Origin of the sequence: Rhizobium pantanalense, from assembly GCF_030182525.1 — a bacterium.
In the GTDB taxonomy this organism is placed as follows: domain Bacteria; phylum Pseudomonadota; class Alphaproteobacteria; order Rhizobiales; family Rhizobiaceae; genus Rhizobium.
On sequence record NZ_JAQJCH010000018.1, the window covers coordinates 77,268 to 94,523 of the forward strand.

Annotated in this window: 21 protein-coding genes and 2 pseudogenes; 17 read left to right on the plus strand and 6 right to left on the minus strand. The window is 60.4% G+C overall.

Features of this window, described 5'->3' with window-relative positions:
* Nucleotides 1–134 precede the first annotated feature (134 nt).
* Nucleotides 135–1,007, plus strand: a complete 873-nt coding sequence (locus tag PH558_RS31915; protein WP_285208271.1) for a LysR substrate-binding domain-containing protein — start codon at nucleotides 135–137, stop codon at nucleotides 1,005–1,007.
* Nucleotides 1,008–1,138: 131 nt separating this feature from the next.
* Here PH558_RS31915 and PH558_RS31920 read toward each other — a convergent pair whose 3' ends face one another.
* On the minus strand, nucleotides 1,139–2,494 hold the full coding sequence (locus tag PH558_RS31920; protein WP_285208272.1) for a lactonase family protein: 1,356 nt from the start codon (nucleotides 2,492–2,494) through the stop codon (nucleotides 1,139–1,141).
* On the opposite strand from PH558_RS31920, the gene PH558_RS31925 reads away from it, so the two are divergent.
* Entirely contained in the window at nucleotides 2,481–3,518 is a 1,038-nt protein-coding gene (locus PH558_RS31925) for a LysR family transcriptional regulator (protein WP_285208273.1), read from the plus strand. The genes PH558_RS31920 and PH558_RS31925 overlap by 14 nt on opposite strands.
* 312 nt (nucleotides 3,519–3,830) lie before the next feature.
* Here PH558_RS31925 and PH558_RS31930 read toward each other — a convergent pair whose 3' ends face one another.
* A complete protein-coding gene (locus PH558_RS31930) occupies nucleotides 3,831–4,235 on the minus strand; it encodes a winged helix-turn-helix transcriptional regulator (RefSeq protein ID WP_350223833.1) in 405 nt (134 codons plus the stop codon).
* Between the two features lie 123 nt (nucleotides 4,236–4,358).
* Here PH558_RS31930 and PH558_RS31935 point away from each other — a divergent pair, with 123 nt between their 5' ends.
* From PH558_RS31935 to PH558_RS31990, 12 genes are all read left to right on the plus strand, one after another.
* On the plus strand, nucleotides 4,359–5,342 hold the full coding sequence (locus PH558_RS31935; protein WP_285208274.1) for an MDR family oxidoreductase: 984 nt from the start codon (nucleotides 4,359–4,361) through the stop codon (nucleotides 5,340–5,342).
* Between the two features lie 107 nt (nucleotides 5,343–5,449).
* Complete coding sequence (locus PH558_RS31940; protein ID WP_285208275.1) at nucleotides 5,450–6,253, plus strand: SDR family NAD(P)-dependent oxidoreductase; 804 nt, start codon at nucleotides 5,450–5,452, stop codon at nucleotides 6,251–6,253.
* A gap of 1 nt (nucleotide 6,254) precedes the next feature.
* Nucleotides 6,255–7,085, plus strand: a complete 831-nt coding sequence (locus PH558_RS31945) for an alpha/beta fold hydrolase (protein ID WP_285208276.1) — start codon at nucleotides 6,255–6,257, stop codon at nucleotides 7,083–7,085.
* A 27-nt stretch (nucleotides 7,086–7,112) separates the two neighbouring features.
* Entirely contained in the window at nucleotides 7,113–7,832 is a 720-nt protein-coding gene (locus PH558_RS31950) for a hypothetical protein (RefSeq protein WP_285208277.1), read from the plus strand.
* 1 nt (nucleotide 7,833) lies between these two features.
* Entirely contained in the window at nucleotides 7,834–8,244 is a 411-nt protein-coding gene (locus tag PH558_RS31955) for a GlcG/HbpS family heme-binding protein (RefSeq protein ID WP_285208278.1), read from the plus strand.
* 19 nt (nucleotides 8,245–8,263) lie between these two features.
* Entirely contained in the window at nucleotides 8,264–8,983 is a 720-nt protein-coding gene (locus tag PH558_RS31960) for a hypothetical protein (RefSeq protein WP_285208279.1), read from the plus strand.
* Between the two features lie 87 nt (nucleotides 8,984–9,070).
* Nucleotides 9,071–10,129 (plus strand): LLM class flavin-dependent oxidoreductase, encoded by a 1,059-nt coding sequence (locus PH558_RS31965; RefSeq protein ID WP_285208280.1) that lies wholly within the window; start codon nucleotides 9,071–9,073, stop codon nucleotides 10,127–10,129.
* A 269-nt stretch (nucleotides 10,130–10,398) separates the two neighbouring features.
* Entirely contained in the window at nucleotides 10,399–10,809 is a 411-nt protein-coding gene (locus tag PH558_RS31970) for a (R)-mandelonitrile lyase (RefSeq protein ID WP_285208281.1), read from the plus strand.
* A complete protein-coding gene (locus PH558_RS31975; protein WP_285208282.1) occupies nucleotides 10,809–11,042 on the plus strand; it encodes a tautomerase family protein in 234 nt (77 codons plus the stop codon). Before PH558_RS31970 ends, PH558_RS31975 begins: the two co-directional genes overlap by 1 nt.
* Nucleotides 11,026–11,481 carry a cyclophilin-like fold protein gene (locus tag PH558_RS31980; protein WP_285208283.1) on the plus strand — a complete coding sequence of 152 codons (456 nt, stop codon included), beginning with the start codon at nucleotides 11,026–11,028 and terminating at the stop codon, nucleotides 11,479–11,481. Before PH558_RS31975 ends, PH558_RS31980 begins: the two co-directional genes overlap by 17 nt.
* Entirely contained in the window at nucleotides 11,465–11,836 is a 372-nt protein-coding gene (locus tag PH558_RS31985; protein ID WP_285208284.1) for a DUF2255 family protein, read from the plus strand. The genes PH558_RS31980 and PH558_RS31985 overlap by 17 nt, the downstream gene beginning before the upstream one ends.
* Before the next feature lie 21 nt (nucleotides 11,837–11,857).
* On the plus strand, nucleotides 11,858–12,841 hold the full coding sequence (locus PH558_RS31990; RefSeq protein ID WP_285208285.1) for an aldo/keto reductase: 984 nt from the start codon (nucleotides 11,858–11,860) through the stop codon (nucleotides 12,839–12,841).
* A gap of 34 nt (nucleotides 12,842–12,875) precedes the next feature.
* Here PH558_RS31990 and PH558_RS31995 read toward each other — a convergent pair whose 3' ends face one another.
* The 4 genes and pseudogenes from PH558_RS31995 to PH558_RS32010 form a co-directional block, all read right to left on the minus strand.
* On the minus strand, nucleotides 12,876–13,265 hold the full coding sequence (locus PH558_RS31995) for a DUF1330 domain-containing protein (protein WP_285208286.1): 390 nt from the start codon (nucleotides 13,263–13,265) through the stop codon (nucleotides 12,876–12,878).
* Between the two features lie 20 nt (nucleotides 13,266–13,285).
* Nucleotides 13,286–13,678, minus strand: coding sequence for a putative quinol monooxygenase (locus PH558_RS32000; RefSeq protein WP_285208287.1), 393 nt, complete (start codon nucleotides 13,676–13,678; stop codon nucleotides 13,286–13,288).
* Between the two features lie 8 nt (nucleotides 13,679–13,686).
* Nucleotides 13,687–14,407: pseudogene (locus PH558_RS32005) on the minus strand (carboxymuconolactone decarboxylase family protein).
* A 32-nt stretch (nucleotides 14,408–14,439) separates the two neighbouring features.
* Nucleotides 14,440–15,042, minus strand: coding sequence for a flavodoxin family protein (locus PH558_RS32010; RefSeq protein ID WP_285208288.1), 603 nt, complete (start codon nucleotides 15,040–15,042; stop codon nucleotides 14,440–14,442).
* 119 nt (nucleotides 15,043–15,161) lie between these two features.
* On the opposite strand from PH558_RS32010, the gene PH558_RS32015 reads away from it, so the two are divergent.
* The 3 genes and pseudogenes from PH558_RS32015 to PH558_RS32025 all read left to right on the plus strand — a co-directional run.
* On the plus strand, nucleotides 15,162–16,055 hold the full coding sequence (locus PH558_RS32015) for a LysR family transcriptional regulator (RefSeq protein ID WP_285208289.1): 894 nt from the start codon (nucleotides 15,162–15,164) through the stop codon (nucleotides 16,053–16,055).
* A 451-nt stretch (nucleotides 16,056–16,506) separates the two neighbouring features.
* Nucleotides 16,507–17,079: an FMN reductase gene (msuE, locus tag PH558_RS32020; RefSeq protein WP_285208290.1), complete on the plus strand. Its 573-nt coding sequence runs from the start codon at nucleotides 16,507–16,509 to the stop codon at nucleotides 17,077–17,079.
* A 42-nt stretch (nucleotides 17,080–17,121) separates the two neighbouring features.
* Nucleotides 17,122–17,256: pseudogene (locus tag PH558_RS32025) on the plus strand (dimethylsulfone monooxygenase SfnG); the annotation flags it as partial.

Below are 17,256 nucleotides of genomic sequence, written 5' to 3' on the forward strand. Positions count from 1 at the left end.
GAAGAGAACGGTCGCAAGCGTGAGAATAGGTGCGTTGATCATCGTCTTTCCTTCCGTTTCTAGGCTTAAAGAAAATGCTCAACCGGACCACACGAATCCATGATGCCTCCGACTGTTTTTGATATTATGGCGATATGGAACTTCGCCACCTTCGCCATTTCCTCGCCGTTGCCGAGGAGCTCCATATGGGCCGCGCAGCCCAGCGGCTCGGTATGGCGCAACCCCCGCTCAGCCAATCAATTAACCGGTTGGAAAAGGAACTTGGCGTGCGACTATTCGACAGGGCAAACCGGCGTCTCACACTGACCCGAGCGGGAGCGGCGTTTCTCGATGAGGCCAGATCCTCGGTCCGGCACGCCGATGCGGCAACTGCCCTTGCCAGATCGGCCGAGAACGGCACGGCAGGCGAAATCAGGATCGGCTTTGTCTCGGCAGCGCTTTACGAACATCTGCCTCTACGTCTGTCACGTCTGAGACAATCGCATCCAGATGTTCAACCAAAGCTTCTCGAGCTGTCGACCAACGACCAGTTGGAAGCGTTGAAAGAAGGCATCATCGACATCGGTTTCGTCCATCCCCCGCTTGGTACCGATCAGCCGCTGGACATAGTGGAATTTCCGAGTGAGACAAACGTCGCCGTCCTGCCAGATGATGGAGGCAGTGGAAGCGTAAGCCTGGCGCAGATCGCAGCACTTGGATTGATCCTCTTTCCTGTAGCACAAGGACCCGTGCTTCATGCCCACATCATGGATAGCTTCACGCGAGCCGGAATCAATGTCCGGGTCGTCCAGGAAGCGAACCGCGCGCTTACCATCCTCTCCCTCGTGTCGGCGGGGCTGGGTGCCGCCTTGCTGCCGCAGTCCATCCAGCGGATCGCTTTTCAAGGTGTCCGCTATGCGGAGGTCACGGACGTGATATTGCCCACACTGTCCCTCTGCATGATTGCCAGACGCGGACCTCGGCCTCCCATTATTCGCCGCGTGTGGAACGTTTTCGCTGAAAGATAGAATGTCGTTTCCCTAGACCCGAACGATCTCTTAGTCATTGTGAGCAGGGAGCCGAAGATCCGGAGACCAACTGCAGCGAAGGCCGATAGCACAACTCATCGATACCGTTTTGTCTCAAAGGCATGTCGGGCTCACGGTGCCACGGCAACATGGTGCACACCACGCGGCAACGGGATGCGACCAAGACGCTCCAAGGTTGGCTGCGCCCCCTTTACCACGCGAAAAACCTCAAGGCCTGCGCCAGCATCCGGCGAGGGATCGCCATGACCATCAAACACAGTGGCGAGGAAATGATCGCCCTTAAGATCGAAGGTGCCTCCCTCGGGCAGCACGCCCTCGAAGGGATAATCAGCAACTTTGGCAAGCGCTCCCGCCTCTGGATCGAACGTAAGCAACGTTACCGTGGCCTCGCGCTGAAAACGGGGAGATTCTGGCGAGAAGGCCGTGCCGCGCATGTTGACCGTGGCGACGAACCTCCCGTCAGGACTGACGGCGAGCCCTTCGGCCGCCACATCTGTCGTCTCGCGCGCGATCCGTTCATGGCGGGCGTCCGCCACCGGTTCCGAAACATCCGCCAGTCGGACCACACTGATCGACGAGGGGCTATCGGGGATGCGGCCGGCCAGATCAGTCGCGGTAAAGTTCCGACCCCAATCCGAGGTCATGTAGAAACGGCCATCCGGCGTGAAACGTCCTACAAAGGGATCGGCGCCGACCTCCACCGGGCTGCCCCACGGGCGCAGGGCGAGCTCATTATTTGCTTCCGTCACTTCGAAAAAGGCGATGCGGTTTTGCGTGTTGATATTGACCGCAATGAAGCGGCCCGATGGATGCCACTGGACATTGGTTGCGGTGACGCCGCCGCGCCGTGCAGGGCTATCGTCTGCAACTCCAAGCGCCGCTAGATCAAAGCGGGTCACATTGCCGAAGCGACCGCCTGCATAGCGAACGATCTGCACGAAACTTGCCTCCGCCGTGTTCGAGACGACCGCCACACGTCCGCCGTCGGGGCTGACCGCAAGTGCCTCGGGAAAGACGGCGACGTCGGCCGTGTCTGCGAGACGCGGATTGGCCTTGTCATCGAGGTCGACGGCAAACAGCCGATTTCCCGGCGGCAGATCGCGCACCGTCGTATTGCCGCTCCGGCGTTCGCCGAGCCGTTCGGTCACAAAGGCCGTGCGCCCGTCGGGAGTGAGCGCAAGAATTTCCGGTGCGGCGGTGACGGAGTTCGATATGGGCAGCGTTGCGGTGACGACGCGGCCATCCGTGATCGAGAGAACCGTCAACAGATCGCGATAATCACCCTCAGCCGGAGCGAGCAGGCCCGTCGCATAAGTCTGCCCCATGAAATCACCGTCGGAAATAGCGGCGACGGTTCCCGCATTGATGCGACGGAGCAGATCAGCCGTCTCGGTCGCGGCAGCACTCAGAGAGGCTGCGCAACCCAGCGTGACGGCGAGTGAGACGATTAAGATGTCAGGACGCATTTTAAACTCCTTATGGACCGCGCAATCAAGCGTCAGCCACCCCGGCCTCAAGGACATTGACCTCAATCCTGATTTAAATCCAATCGGAATACTGGACTCTGTGATTATGAAATCGCATCATAATCGGATGGATATCCGTTCGCTCGCCTGCTTCGTCGCCGTTGCCGAGGATCTGCATTTTCGCAGAGCTGCCGAGAGGCTGAACCTTACCCAACCCGCACTTAGTCAACGCATTCGCGTACTGGAAGAAGAGGTCGGCGCGACATTGTTCGAGCGCGATCGCCGCAGCGTGGCACTAACGGCAGCGGGAGCTGCATTTCTTGATCCCGCTCGTGCGGCCGTGGCAAATGCAAACCTGGCGAAAACAAGAGCGTTACGCGCCGTGGAGGGCGAGATCGGACGGCTGAGGCTCGGTTTCACCGTCATAGCCTTCTATGGCACGCTGCCTGAGGCCGTGCGCATCTTTCGCGCCCGATATCCGGACATAATGGTCGAACTGACCGAGATGAATTCACCGGCGTTGGAGCAGGCTTTGTTGGCGGGTGACATCGATCTGGGGATCTTGCATCCGCCCATCGCGGTACCCGAACTGTCCATCTGCACTTTGCCCAGCCAGCGCCTCAAGCTCGCGCTGCCTGCATCGCATCGGTTGGCAGATCGAGATATGCTGGCGGTCCACGATCTGAACGAAGAGCCGTTGCTGATTGCGCCACGCGCGATCGGGCCTAGCATCTACGATCGCGTCATAGCGCTCTTCCAGAACCAGGGGGTCAGCTCGCGTATCGTTCAGGAGGTCACACCGATGACGACACTCACCGGTCTTGTCGCGGCAGGCGTGGGCATGGGTTTCGTCACCGACGGCATTGCGGCGGTCGGACGACCCGGCGTGGCGTTCCGCTCCATCGAACCGGAACCGCCGGATCTACCGATTGCCGCCGCCTGGTTATCACCGGATCTTACGTCGCCCGCCGCACGCTTCCTCGATGTTGTCGCTGAGTATACCGCCCCAAAAGGGGCGACGTAGAAGCATACCGCTCTAATCCCTCCTCTTTGATTTATGGCTGCTTTACGCAGATTGAGCGCTGGCGATATGCCGCTGGACTAACGAGTCGCGGAATGAAGTGAAAAGGCTGCTCTTGAAGTGATTCGAACCGGCGACAGTTTCACTGCTTCGACGACTACGCCCTAGCTTCGTAACCGCCAAACAATCCCTCTGGCAGCCTCACAGGCTTGGCGTCAACATCGATGATCGAATTTGAATCGCATCTTTGCCGTCGTTCGCAAAGACGAGATTCAAATCCGGTCGTGGATGCAATGGCGCCGCCGCGGCCAGCCCTTACTCGGCGGCCTCGCGCACCGCATCTGCCGCTCGGTCCTCCACAGGGCAGTACGGCTCCAGTTCCTCCATACGCTGCTGATTGGCGCGGAACTGATTTCCCCAGTCCCGGAGGCTGCCGAGAATGGGAGCGACAGAGCGTGCGAGATCCGTCGCCTCGTATTCCACCCTCGGCGGAACCTCGGGAAAGACCTGTCTGGTGATCATGCCGTCGGCTTCAAGTTCCCGCAACTGCTGTGTGAGCACGCGCTGCGTCGCGTCCGGGATTAGGCGGCTCAACTCCATGAACCGCTTCTTGCCCATCAGCAGGTTGACGAGGATCGTTGGCTTCCAAAGACCACCGATGACCGACATCGTCAGCTCCGCCGCACATCCACTCTTCGGCTCCAGACGCTTTGGTCTCACGACGGCTACTCCTTCGATCCTTACTTACATTTATGGAAGTATAGGCGTTAAATGTGCATTCTTTCAATGATTTCCGCGTGCGCTTAAGTATGGATCACGAGCTTCAAAAACAGGGAAACATCGATGATTTTTCAGGCGATCGTCGCAAGGCAGGACAAAGATCGCGTGACCGCCGCGGTCGAGACGGTGAATGACGGGTTCCTGACATCCGGCGAGGTGACCGTTTCCGTCGAGTGGTCGACGGTAAACTACAAGGACGCAATCGCACTCGCTGGTCAGAGGATCATCCAGACATTCCCACTCATACCTGGCATCGATTTCGCAGGAACGGTCGAGGATTCGGCCGACCCTCGCTTCCAGAGAGGTGACAAGGTGGTGGCCACGGGCTGGGGCCTCAGCCAGACGCACAATGGCGGTTTCGCGCAGAAGGCCCGCGTGCCTGCCGACTGGCTCGTGAAGCTTTCTCCGTCGATTTCGACGCGGGACGCAATGGCGATTGGCACGGCCGGGTTCACCGCCATGCTGAGTGTTCTTGCTCTCGAACACGGCAACGTTGTCCCAGAGCGTGGCGAGATCCTCGTGACGGGAGCCTCCGGCGGTGTCGGGTCGATCGCAATCGCCATCCTCACGACGCTCGGCTACAGCGTCGTCGCCTCCACGGGCAAGGCCAGCGAGGAGCAGTATCTGCTAGATCTCGGCGCCGCCGCCGTCGTGGACAGGGCTACGTTGTCAGCCGAAGGGCCGCCCATCGCTGCCGAGCGTTGGGCTGGAGCCGTCGATGCCGTCGGCGGACGCTCGCTGGCAAACATTCTCGCCCAGACGTCCTATGGTGGCGTTGTCACCACATGCGGCTTCGTAGGCGGCAGAGACATTCCAGCATCCGTGCTGCCGTTCATTCTACGCGGTGTGACCCTCGCAGGCATCGACTCCGTCAACGCCCCTCGCGCTGTCCGTGAACAAGCTTGGAAGCGGCTGGCGACCGATCTGGACCTCGAAAAACTCGCCTCCACGGTATCGGTCGTTGGCCTCGGCGACGTTTCTCAAGTGGCAAGCCAAATGCTGGCAGGCCGGATCAAGGGCCGCACGTTGGTCGACGTCGGTCGCTGAGCGTCCCGGCAAACAATCCTCAACAAAGCGCGCGAGACATCATTCGGCTCCCCTCCCGGGCCGGACAGCAAGATCACGTGCTTTCAACACAGAAATGGAGCATTCGAATGAGCACAACAAAAGGTACGGCGCTAATTACCGGGGCGTCCGGCGGGATCGGAGCGGTGTACGCTGACAGATTGGCGAAACGTGGTTTCGCCGTCGTTCTCGTCGCCCGGGACCGGGCGAAGATGGAAGCGTTATCCTCGCGGCTGAAAGGCCTCGGATCGAAGATCGAGATCTTGGTCGCGGACCTGACAAAGCCGGAAGACCTTGACGCTGTCGAGGCAAGGTTGGCGGCGGGCGATGTCTCCCTGCTGGTGAACAATGCGGGGATGTCCCTAAACGGAAGCCTGCTGGAAAACGGCGGCACCGAGATCTCCAGGATCATAGCCCTCAACATCACGGCACCTGCCAGACTTGCCGCGGCCGCCGCCAAGGCGTTCGTCGCCAAGGGACATGGCGCGGTGATCAACATTGCATCTGTTCTCGCCCTCGCACCGGAACGCTACGATGGCATCTACAGTGGCTCAAAGTCCTTCCTGCTGAACCTCAGCCAGTCGATGACGGCGCACTACGCCGACAAGGGTGTCTACACGCAGGCGGTCCTCCCCGGCGCGACCAGAACGGAACTCTGGGAACGGTCGGGCAAGGACATCAACTCGTTCCCGATCGAGATGTTGATGGAAGTCGAGGATCTCGTCGATGCGGCACTGGTCGGCTTCGATCGGCGCGAGACCGTCACGATCCCTCCTCTGCCGGACGACGCTCTTTGGAAGGCTATGCAGGAGGCCCGCCTTTCGATGGCACCCAACCTCTCCCGGCGCGTCGTCGCCGACCGATACCTTTCCCACCAGACCGAAAGCGCATGACATGACAAAAAAGCTTGAAACTGCACCCACCCGCTACATCGAAGCAGGCGGCATCCGCTTCGCCTACCGCCGCCTTGGACCAGACCGCGGCGTCCCGCTTATCCTGCTGCAGCACTTCACCGGGACGATGGACGCCTGGGATCCGGCCGTCGTGAACGCGCTGGCCGCCGACCGCACCCTCGTTGTCTTCGACAACGCAGGCGTCGGATCCTCGTCAGGCACAGTACCGGATAACGTCGAAAATCAGACGCAGGATGCGGAAGCATTCATCGCCGCGCTGGGCTTTCCGGAAGTCGATCTTCTCGGCTTCTCCCTTGGCGGCTTCCTCGCGCAGGTGATGGCGGCTCGCACCAAGGTCAACGTCCGTCGGCTGATCGTCGCCGGATCGGCGCCCAAAGGCGGCGAGGAACATCTGCTTGAGGTCGTCGAGGCTGCGTTTTCCAAGAACGCCCGCGACGTCCGCCTACCGCTGTTCTTCACACCATCGAAAGAAAGCCAACAAGCAGGCGAGGCATTCATCGACCGCGCTCTTTCAAGAACCGAAGACCGCGATCCCGATAGCGGTGAGGATGTCAGCAACCCGCAAGCGGCATCGATCATTGGCTGGTGCGCGGAAGTCGATCCTGACCACGTATCCCTCAAGGCCATCAAGCAACCCACGCTCATCGTCCATGGCAGCGACGACACGATGTTCCCGTCGATCAACGCCTACGAGATGTTCAAGGCAATGACCTCAGCAACGCTCGTCATCTATCCGGATTCCGGTCACGGGGCACTCTTCCAGTACCCCAAGACCTTCGTCGCCCACGTGAACACCTTCCTCGACGCCTGACCGTCGACCAATCAAGGAAACTACCAAATGAACTCGCTTGCACAGAAGATCATCGACGCCCACGGCGATCTCGAAACCTGGCGTCGCTATTCATCGCTGACCGCGCATCTGAAGCAGGGCGGCGCTTTATGGGGTCTCAAAGGACATGGCGGAAAGCTTGACGAGACGAACGTGACTGTCGGCCTTGGCAAGGAGTGGGCCTCCCACTCTCCCTTCGGTCCGGAAGGCAAGGTGACCCGCTTCGAACCTGGCGTCGTCAGCATCAAGGATGCGCAAGGCGGCGTTCTCGAGACGCTTACCGATCCGCGCGCCTCCTTCACCGGGCACACTCTCGAGACGCCTTGGACAGAGCCACAGCTCGCCTACTTCGCGGGCATCGCCATGTGGACCTACCTCAACATGCCATTCCTCCTCGCCGCACCGGGTGTCTCAAGCGAGCAGCTAGAAGACTGGCAGGAGAACGGCGAGACCTGGCAACGCCTCAAGGTGACGTTCCCTTCGACGATCGCAACGCACAGTACCGTCCAGACCCTCTATGTCGGCGCCGACGGCCTTCTCAAGCGTCACGACTACGACGTCGAGATCGCCGGGAGCACGCCCGGAGCGCATTATATCGGTGGCTACGTCGAGGTGCAGGGCCTGAAGTTCCCGACCGAACGCCGGATCTACCCACGCCAGCTGGACGGGCAGCGCGTGCCGGAGCCGCTCGTCGTGTCAATCGACCTCTCCGAGATCAGACTGAGCTGACATGGCCCGCTTCATAGAACTGGCGGCAGCCCGCGACATGATCGCCGCGGCCGAAGCCCGCGCGGCGGAGATCGGTGTTCGGGCCAGTATCGTCGTTCTCGACCATGGCGGCGACCTCGTCGCCATGGCTCGGATGGACGGCGCATGGGCGGGCGCCTTCGACCTCGCGATGGGGAAGGCTCGTACGTCGCGGGCATTCGAGGCACCCTCCTCCGCCTTCGTGCCGCTCATCCAGCCCGGCCAGCCGCTGTTCTCCGTCAGCAGCGTCGGGAGCGGACAGTACGTGATCCTGCCGGGCGGGGTACCGCTCTTGTTGGACGGTCGCCTTGCCGGCGCCGTCGGCGTCAGCGGCGGAACGCCGGATCACGACGCGGACATCGCCGAAGCTGCGGCCTCGGCTATTCGAACATAAACATCAAAGGAAATAGAACATGACCGATCTTCTCGATCTGGCGGTCGCAGCCCACGGAGGCTTCGAACGCTTCAGCCAGTTTTCCTTCGTCGAGGCGAAGCTCCATCAGGGCGGCGTGCTCTGGGCGCTCAAGGGCAAGCCCACCGTGCTGGAAGACTGCAACGTCAAGGTGGACCTGAAACGGGAGCAGGTCTCCCACTGGCCGTTTGCTCCCACGCAGAACAGATCCGACTTTACACCGGATCGCGTGGCGATCGAAGACGACGAGGGCCGCGTCGTTGAGGAGCTCCTGCAGCCGAGGAAATCCTTCAACGGTTACGAGATGGAAACGCACTGGAGTAATCCCCAGGTGGCTTACTTCGCAGGCTATACGATGTGGACCTACCTTACCTCGCCCTTCATCCTGAAGAGGTCCGGCGTTGTAACCAGGGAAATTGCTCCCTGGAGCGAGAACGGCCGGCAGTGGCGGCGCCTCCTTGTGCAATTCCCGGACGAGATCGCGACCCACAGTACGGAGCAGACTTTCTACTTCGACGACAAGGGGCTGCTTGTCCGCCACGACTACGAGGTCGACATACAGGGCAGGAACGCCGCCGCGCGCTATCTGAGCGACTACGTCACCGCGGACGGCATCGTCATGCCCGGCAAGATGCGCATCTATCCCCGCGGCGCCGACAACCGGCCCTTGCCCGAGCCGTTGATTGTGTCGATCGAGGTCTCCGACTTCAGGTTTTCGTGAGGATTGTGGCGGGCCTTCGACGCTCGGGCGCGCATCTCATCTTGCGCCGAACGCCGGACGTCGAGCCGATGAAAGAAAGGTTTCAATGTGGAACTCGGGATAGACCGCTTTGTCTTCGCCAATTTTCCATCGTCCAGCGGCATGACGCCGGTAGAAGAGCTGCTGGAAGAAATAGAGCTTGCGGATCGCCTTGGCATCGACGTCTACGGGATAGGCGAACATCATACTGACGAGTTTCTGGATTCAGCGCCGGTGGTGCTCCTTGCCGCCGCGGCAGCAAGAACCAAAAGAATAAGGCTTACGAGCGCCATCTCGGTCCTGAGCGCCGCTGACCCGGTTAGGCTCTTTGAGGAATTTTCAACGCTGGATCTCATCTCGCGCGGCCGGGCCGAGATCGTGGTCGGCCGCGGCGCCTATGCAGAGGCGTTTTCATTGTTCGGCCTCGACGTCCGCCACTACGACAGCCTGTTCGAGGAGAAGCTGGATCTTCTTCTTCGCCTCCGGAAAGGTGGTCCTGTGGAATGGTCGGGTAAGCATCGGCCCACTTTAACGGGGCAAAAGATCACACCAAGGCCTGAACAGGACGTGTTGCCAGTCTGGCTTGGAGCTACTGGTTCTCCAGAGTCCTTTGTTAGAGCCGGGACGCTTGGTCTACCTCTTGCGCTGGGGACTATCGGAGGCGAGCTCGCTTCTCTCAGGCCATTGGTCGACCTCTATCGCGCGGCAGGGCGTCACGCCGGACATGACCTGGAGCGTCTCACAGTCGGCGTCCATGCCATTGGCTATGTGAGCGAAAACAAGCCCGCTGCACTGGAGGAGTTCTTCCCGGCATATATGGCCGTGTTCGGCGGGATCGCCAGGAAACTCGGCCGTCCGGAACCAACGTTCGAATCCTTCGACCGAGCTTCCGGCCCCACCTCCGCTTTAGTGGTCGGCAGTGCGCAGGAGGTTGCGAGCAAAATCAGGCTCATTGACGAAATCCTCGGCGGGGTATCGAGAGTTTCACTCCAGATGAGCGTCGGTCCGCTTGAGCGTCAACTGAGACTAAGGGCGATCGAACTGCTGGCCAACGAGGTGGGCTCCGTCGTGAAAGCGGACCATACTATTGAAGTCGCCCATCCTCTGGCCTGCCGAGGCTATAGATAGCATCGAGCTTCGTGAATCGTGCTGCTCTTGAACAGATCGAACGACCGCTTTTTGATTACTCGAGCCGATGGTTCGCAACGAACGATTGTGCTCCTAAAATGGCCGTTGATCTGTGGCCTCTGCTGGTGGCTGACATGCTCGATTAATTAGTCAAGAGAATAAGTCCATGCAGTTTATAGGCGATTATTAGCCTAGTTTAAGATGATATTCTCCTGAGAAAAATACGGCCATCGCTCGACAGCACGCAGGCTGGCCGGAAAGGAGACTTCATGCAGATCACACGCAATGGCAGCCAGCCTTCCACCAAAGGCCCCGCTGAATGGTTTACCGGGACAGTCCGGGTCGATCCGCTCTTCGCCTCGAATGACGCTCGGCGCGCCGCTGCAGGCTCGGTGACCTTCGAGCCTGGAGCCCGGACGGCGTGGCACACCCACCCGTTGGGACAGACGCTGATCGTGACAGCCGGCCTCGGAAGGGTGCAGCGCGAAGGCGGTCCGATCGAAGAAGTCCGGCCCGGCGATGTCGTGTTCTTCGAGCCGACCGAAAAGCACTGGCACGGGGCCTCGCCGACGACCGCGATGACCCATATCGCGATCCACCAGCACCTTGACGGCAAGGTGGTGGATTGGATGGAGCACGTCAGCGACAGCCAATATCTGGGTCAGCCGGAGGGCGCGTGATGCCCCATATTGTTCTCAAGATGATCAGCGGGCGGCCGGAGTCTCTTAAGCGGGAACTGGCAGCCCGGCTGACGCAGGCAGCGGTGGATGTGCTTGGTGTTGGTGAGGCCAGCATCTCGGTCGCCATTGAAGACGTCGCGCAGTCTGACTGGACCGCCCAGGTGTACGTCCCCGACATCCAGGAGAAGGCGGCGCAGATCTACAAGAAGCCCGGCTATGACCCGTTTGCGTAACGCGGCTCTCGCCGGACTGATGACGGCCGGGCTGGCGCGTTCCCCCGAAGCGGCGGAGAAAATCATGAACATCAGGATCGAAGCCGGCGGTCAGGTGATTGAAGCCGTGCTGGATGACAGTGCTGCGGCCAGAAGCTTTGCCGCGCTGCTGCCGCTGAAGCTGACGCTCACGGACTACGCCGCGACCGAAAAGATCAGCGATCTGCCGGCAAGACTTGTCACCGATGGTGCGCCACCCGGCATCATGCCCGTCGCGGGAGACCTCACCTATTACGCCCCCTGGGGCAACCTCGCGATCTTCCACAAGGGATTCCGCTACTCCGAGGGCCTGGTGAAGCTCGGCCGGATCCGGAACGGCCTGGAGATCCTGCAACAGAGCGGTCCCGTCGAGGTTACTATCCAACAAGTGAAAGGCGAAGCCCATGAGCTGGCCCAATGACGAGCTGGACCGGATCGCCGCGAGCGATGACCTGCACATCTCCCCCTTCAGAGACGACGGGGTGACCTACGGCACACCCACCTGGATCTGGTCGGTTGTCGTCGACGGCAACCTTTACGTCCGTGCCTACAATGGTCGGGACTCGCGTTGGTACAAGTCGGCGATGCGCCAGAAGGCGGGCCGCATCCAGGTGGCCGGTATGAGCAAGGACGTGAACTTCGAGCCGGTGGACGGCGCCATCAACGATGCGATCGATGCGGCTTACCGCTCCAAATACGCGAGCAGCCGCTACCTGGCACCGATGATCAGTGAGAGGGCTCGCAACGCGACCGTGCGTATCCGCCCACAGGACTGAGCAACAACAGGAGACAAGGCAATGCAGACACGCAAGCTTGGACAGGGCCTGGAGGTCTCGGCGCTTTCGCTGGGCGCCATGGGTTATGGCAAGGCCCGGGAGTTGCCCGACCGCGCCGATATGATCGCGCTGATCCGTACCGCTGTCGAGCGCGGCATGGACTTCTTCGACACCGCCGAGGTCTACGGCCCCTGGACCAATGAGGAAATGGTTGGCGAGGCGCTGGCCCCGATCCGTGACCAGGTCAAGATCGCCACCAAGTTCGGCTGGGACATCGACCAAGAAACAGGCGAGCACCGCGGCGGCGTCAACAGCCGGCCGGCGCAGATCCGTCGTTCGATCGAAGGCAGCCTGAAACGCCTGCGCACCGATCATATCGATCTCTATTACCAGCATCGCGTCGATCCCGAGGTGCCGATGGAGGATGTCGCCGGCACGGTGAGGGACCTGATCACCGAAGGCAAGGTCCGCTGGTTCGGCCTGTCAGAGGCTGGCGCCGGCTCGATCCGCCGGGCTCACGCGGTGCAGCCGGTCGCAGCACTGCAGAGCGAGTATTCGCTGTGGACCCGTGAGCCTGAGGCAGAGATCCTCCCGGTCTTGGAGGAGTTGGGCATCGGTCTGGTCCCCTTCAGTCCGCTCGGCAAAGGCTTCCTGACGGGCAAGATCGATGTGGCGACGCAGCTGGATGCATCCGACATGCGCAACAGTATCCCGCGCTTTGCTCCGGAGGCCCGCGAAGCCAATCAGCGCCTCATTGATCTGATCCGGCGCATCGGCGAGCGACGGGGCGCAACGCCGGCCCAGGTGGCGCTGGCCTGGCTATTGGCGCAGAAGCCCTGGATCGTGCCGCTTTTTGGAACGCGCAAGCTGGAGCGTTTCGAGGAGAACATCAGCGCGCTGGACGTGACCCTGACCCGCGAAGACCTTGAGGAGATCGCGCAGGCCAATATCGCGATCGAAGGTGCACGCTATCCGGACGAACACATGAAACGCGTCGGGCTCTAGGAGCCAAGCGGGGGCTTCAGCCCGCGCTGTTACGTCATAGCGGAAGGCCTTCGACGATGTAGACGCGTGAGGTGGCGGTGCGGTGGCGGATCGGCCTCAGCCGGCTGTACTCTCGCGAATTGTACCAGGCGAGCGCCTTCTCCATGCTGTCGAAGGCGATGATAACCACCCGGTCATGCTGCTCGGGGCCCTCCAGCGAGGCGATACTGCCGCCTCCGCGCACGACGAAACGCCCCCCAAAAGGTCGGAAGGTGGATTCGACCTGGGCACTGTAAGGCTTGATCCCCTCAGGATCGTTGACATGAAATTCCGAGATATAATAGGCGGGTTTGGCGGGTGCCGCGGCAGTCTGGGCGCAGCTGCCACCTGCTGTGGCGAGAACGGCAAGCAGCCCACTGGCACACACGGAAAGAACGCGGGTCATGGGATCTCCTTCTGGTCGTCCTAGCGCGGTTTGGCGCTGAGCTGGAAGTTGTCGGTTTCGAACAGCTTGCGGGACTTGATCATGTCCTTTGTCGTTTCGACGTACTTGCGGAAATGCGGTGAGTTCCGGTGCGCTTCGTAGGCGGCCTGATCAGCGTAGATTTCGAAGAAGCGCAGCTGGTTAGGGTGGCCCTGGATGGCAACGGCATAGAGTGCCAGCACGCCCGGCTCGACACGGATGGACTGCTCCATCTCCTGTTTGACGGCGGCCGAATAGGCCGCCATCTGCGCAGGATCGATCTCCAGTTCAGCGATCCGGATGACCGGACCGGTGGCTTCCTGCGCCCGAACACCAGGGGCAGCAAATGCCGCCAGTGTTGCCGCGGCGACCAGGTAAAGCGTCTTGAGCTTCATCCCTTTCCTCACTTGTTACGGTTGGCGAATACGTCCTTGACCACCGGCATGGCCGAGAACACGCAGGGCCAGCCAGTATAAAAGGCGAGATGTGCGAGCGCCTCGGACGCCTCAGCCTGGGTCAGGCCGTTATCCATCGCCCGATTGAGATGGTAGGTGATCTGCGCCACCTGACCCGAGGCCACCAGGGCGGCCACCGTAATCAGACTGCGGTCGCGCGGTTCAAGATCCGGCCGGAGCCACAGGTCACGGAACAGGACGTCACGGGTATAATCCACCACACCCTGCGAGACCCCCCCCGAAGTTGGCCTGCACCGCACTGGCGCGCTGGTTCTCAGCAGCCTCGTCGAGGGGTAGCAGCTGAACGGGCTCCTGCGGCAATTGGTCGGCGCCGATAGCGCGCTCCGCAAAAATATCCTTCACGACCTGCACTGCAAAGAAGGCGTTCGACCAGCCGCTGTAGAAGGCGAGATGGGTGATGATCTCCGCGATCTCGGCAGGCTTGACGCCGTTATCCAGCGCCAGGTTGAAGTAGTGGGACATGCCGATCGTCTGAGCGCGGGCGATGAGCGCGGCGACCGTCACAACGCTGCGGTCGCGCGGCGACAGCCCTGGCCTGTTCCAGAGATCACCGACGATGGTGTCGCGGGTGTAGTTGGCAAGGACCGGCGAGACGGCGCGGACGTCGTCATTGGTGAGGGCACTGTGGCCAAGGCTGGGTGCTGTCATGGGAAGAGTTCCTTCTTTATCGTCGTTGTCGCTTAAGCCGGAAGAAGATCCGGCGATGCCGTGGTGGCCTTAGGCATGAGCCGATGCGCGATTTCGGCAACGCGACGCCCAAGGTGAGCGGCGGTGCGCAGGTCGCTCCCGATCGGCGCGACGTCAGGACCCTCATCCATGTTGGACTGAGCCATGGCGCCCAGCCAGCTGCCCAGACGGTTCAGTTCGTCCTTGCTGCTGGTGCTGCGGCTGTTGCCTGGCATGAGATCGAGGCCGACCCAGATCATGCCGTGCTGGGCCGCAAACAAGGCCATCGAAACCAGCGAGTTGAGCTTGTCGCCGCTATGGGCGCCGGAGTTGGTGAAGCCGGCCGCGACCTTGTTGCGCCATGTCTGGGGTGTCCAAGCGGCCTTGGTGGCATCTTCCATGAACTGCTTGAAGCGGGCACTGACCAGGCCGTTGTAGGTAGGCGAGCCGAAAATGATAGCATCGCTGGCTTCCAGCACGTCCCAGGCGATCGGCCCGTCACCTACAGCCATCAGGTGTGCTTCTGCTCCGCTGACCTCGCTGACGCCTTCAGCGACTGCCTGCGCAATCCTGACGGTGTGGCCAAAGCCGCTGTCATAAACGATTGATACCCGCATGATGTCTTTCCTCTTAGGCGCAAGCCTGAACGGCCGCTTCCTTAAGGGGAAAGATAAGCCTCGCCATTTGTTTCGATTAGACGGTAATATGTGATTGGACCTATATTGAGGATCAATGAATGCAGCGAGAAGAACTGGGTGACCTGCTAGCTTTTCTGGCGGTCGCGGAGGAGAAAAGCTTCACCAAAGCCGCAGCCCGACTGGCCACGTCTCAGTCGTCACTGAGCCTGATCATTAAGCGTCTAGAGAGCCGGGTGGGTGTTCGTCTTCTGACCAGAACGACGCGCAGCGTTGCGCCGACGGAGGCGGGCGAGCAGCTTCTATCTGCGCTGGGACCGGCCTTCGGCGCTATTGATGAGCAGCTGTCCCTGCTAAGCGATTTCCGGGACAAGCCTGCGGGAAACTTCCGGATCACCGCTGGCCAGCATGCCATCGACACGATCCTGTGGCCGAAGCTGTCGAAGCTGCTGGTCGAGTATCCCGACATCAAGGTTGAGCTCAACGCCGAGTCCGCACTGACTGACATTGTCGCTGAGCGTTTCGATGCCGGGGTGCGGCTGGGTGACCAGGTCGAGAAGGACATGATCGCAGTCAGGATTGGTCCCCCGGCGCGGATGATCGTGGTAGCCTCGCCGTCGTGTTTCCGGGATCATCCACCTCCTACAACACCCCAGGAGCTTGGATCCCACCGATGCATCAACCTGCGTCTGCCGAGTTACGGCGGTTTTTATGCCTGGGAATTTTCGCATGAGGGGCACGAGGTGCGTGTTCGGGTCGAAGGACAGGTCGCTTTCAATACCGTGCCGCAGCTGATAAGGGCGACACTCGACGGGTTCGGTATCGCATATATCCATCAGGACGTGGTCGGTGAATACGTCAACGACGGACGGCTTGTTCAACTTCTCCCGGACTGGACACCGCCGTTCCCGGGCTACCACCTTTACTATCCGTCACGCCGCCATCCCTCACCTGCCTTTACATTGCTCGTAGAGGCACTGCGGCATCACGATTGATCACTGAACAACAGCACTAAAGCTCATCCTTGAGCCTAAGACGTCTTACTTATGCTCTTGAAAAGTATCGAACCTGAGACCCTCGATTGCCGATCGCGTTAGCCGACCGCCTAATTACGGCTAGAACCTACCCTACGGTGGCTCGGTTGGGAGCGTCCTTATGACTGGTCAGGTGCCTGAGGCATGCCTCGATATACGCGCTGGCCGAACCCAGTTACGATCTATGATCCCTGTGAGGGAGCGGACTTCGCGATAGGGCTTAAGCGTTGTTTGTCCGCTGCTGCGCTCTTGTTAACTAGGCGGCGAAAACGGAGCGATCGGAAAGTCGTTCGCCCCTTCCGGCAGCATTCGCAGCTCATCTTTTCCTCAGAATCAGAAAACTTTGGGATAGATTTGTTCGATAATCCATAAAATCTATAGAGTAATATCTACAAATTTGAGGGTGTTTTGCATGACTGTGCTCGGCATTTCTGGCGCCGTTCGGCGTCCTTCGCGGACAACTAGCCTGATCGACGTCATCACAGATGGGGTCGAAACCCACCTTGGCGGGGACGTCGACAGACTGGATCTCGTGGGAGCGGCGCCAATCCTGTTCCGCGCTCTCCGAGCAGACCAGCTCGATGCGGATGGACGCGACATTATCAGACGTGTGGAAACGGCCGATGTGCTCGTGGTCGGCTCGCCAGTCTATCGGGCATCCTATACAGGCGCACTCAAACATTTGTTTGATCTCGTCGACTATCGTGCACTCGCCGGAAAGAGCGTCATCCTCGCTGCGACAGGCGGTACGCCGCTGCACGGCTTGATGATCGAGCACCAGCTCAGACCCCTTTTCGGCTTCTTTGGCGCTTTGACGATCCCGACTTCAGTTTATGCGATCGAGTCGGACTTCACCGAATACGCCCTGGTAAACCCGGCCATTCACCAACGCATTGAGCGGGCTGTCGAAGAACTCCGCACTTTCTTGCCGTCTGCAAGGCAGAGCCGCGACCACAAGTCATATCTCGCGCGAGCGATCGCCTGAATTCCGCGTGAGGCGATCATTCTATGAAGAGGGAAGAGCATAATGTCGCATAGAAATAACGAAGCCGTAAAATTCGCTTACTGGGTGCCGAACGTGTCGGGCGGGTTGGTCATCTCGAACATCGAGCAGCGCACAAGCTGGACGATCGACTACAACAGAAAGCTTGCGCAGATCGCC

What these genes read in the sequence shown, in the direction of transcription:
- PH558_RS31955 (WP_285208278.1), top strand. Translation starts at nt 7,834, where the DNA reads ATGGCCCGCTTCATAGAACTGGCGGCAGCCCGCGACATGATCGCCGCG.
- PH558_RS31940 (WP_285208275.1), top strand. Translation starts at nt 5,450, where the DNA reads ATGAGCACAACAAAAGGTACGGCGCTAATTACCGGGGCGTCCGGCGGG.
- msuE (WP_285208290.1), top strand. Translation starts at nt 16,507, where the DNA reads ATGACTGTGCTCGGCATTTCTGGCGCCGTTCGGCGTCCTTCGCGGACA.
- PH558_RS31950 (WP_285208277.1), top strand. Translation starts at nt 7,113, where the DNA reads ATGAACTCGCTTGCACAGAAGATCATCGACGCCCACGGCGATCTCGAA.
- PH558_RS31985 (WP_285208284.1), top strand. Translation starts at nt 11,465, where the DNA reads ATGAGCTGGCCCAATGACGAGCTGGACCGGATCGCCGCGAGCGATGAC.
- PH558_RS32015 (WP_285208289.1), top strand. Translation starts at nt 15,162, where the DNA reads ATGCAGCGAGAAGAACTGGGTGACCTGCTAGCTTTTCTGGCGGTCGCG.
- PH558_RS32000 (WP_285208287.1), bottom strand. Translation starts at nt 13,678, where the DNA reads ATGAAGCTCAAGACGCTTTACCTGGTCGCCGCGGCAACACTGGCGGCA.
- PH558_RS31980 (WP_285208283.1), top strand. Translation starts at nt 11,026, where the DNA reads ATGACCCGTTTGCGTAACGCGGCTCTCGCCGGACTGATGACGGCCGGG.
- PH558_RS31960 (WP_285208279.1), top strand. Translation starts at nt 8,264, where the DNA reads ATGACCGATCTTCTCGATCTGGCGGTCGCAGCCCACGGAGGCTTCGAA.
- PH558_RS31970 (WP_285208281.1), top strand. Translation starts at nt 10,399, where the DNA reads ATGCAGATCACACGCAATGGCAGCCAGCCTTCCACCAAAGGCCCCGCT.
- PH558_RS32010 (WP_285208288.1), bottom strand. Translation starts at nt 15,042, where the DNA reads ATGCGGGTATCAATCGTTTATGACAGCGGCTTTGGCCACACCGTCAGG.
- PH558_RS31935 (WP_285208274.1), top strand. Translation starts at nt 4,359, where the DNA reads ATGATTTTTCAGGCGATCGTCGCAAGGCAGGACAAAGATCGCGTGACC.
- PH558_RS31915 (WP_285208271.1), top strand. Translation starts at nt 135, where the DNA reads ATGGAACTTCGCCACCTTCGCCATTTCCTCGCCGTTGCCGAGGAGCTC.
- PH558_RS31975 (WP_285208282.1), top strand. Translation starts at nt 10,809, where the DNA reads ATGCCCCATATTGTTCTCAAGATGATCAGCGGGCGGCCGGAGTCTCTT.
- PH558_RS31925 (WP_285208273.1), top strand. Translation starts at nt 2,481, where the DNA reads ATGTCAGGACGCATTTTAAACTCCTTATGGACCGCGCAATCAAGCGTC.
- PH558_RS31945 (WP_285208276.1), top strand. Translation starts at nt 6,255, where the DNA reads ATGACAAAAAAGCTTGAAACTGCACCCACCCGCTACATCGAAGCAGGC.
- PH558_RS31990 (WP_285208285.1), top strand. Translation starts at nt 11,858, where the DNA reads ATGCAGACACGCAAGCTTGGACAGGGCCTGGAGGTCTCGGCGCTTTCG.
- PH558_RS31995 (WP_285208286.1), bottom strand. Translation starts at nt 13,265, where the DNA reads ATGACCCGCGTTCTTTCCGTGTGTGCCAGTGGGCTGCTTGCCGTTCTC.
- PH558_RS31920 (WP_285208272.1), bottom strand. Translation starts at nt 2,494, where the DNA reads ATGCGTCCTGACATCTTAATCGTCTCACTCGCCGTCACGCTGGGTTGC.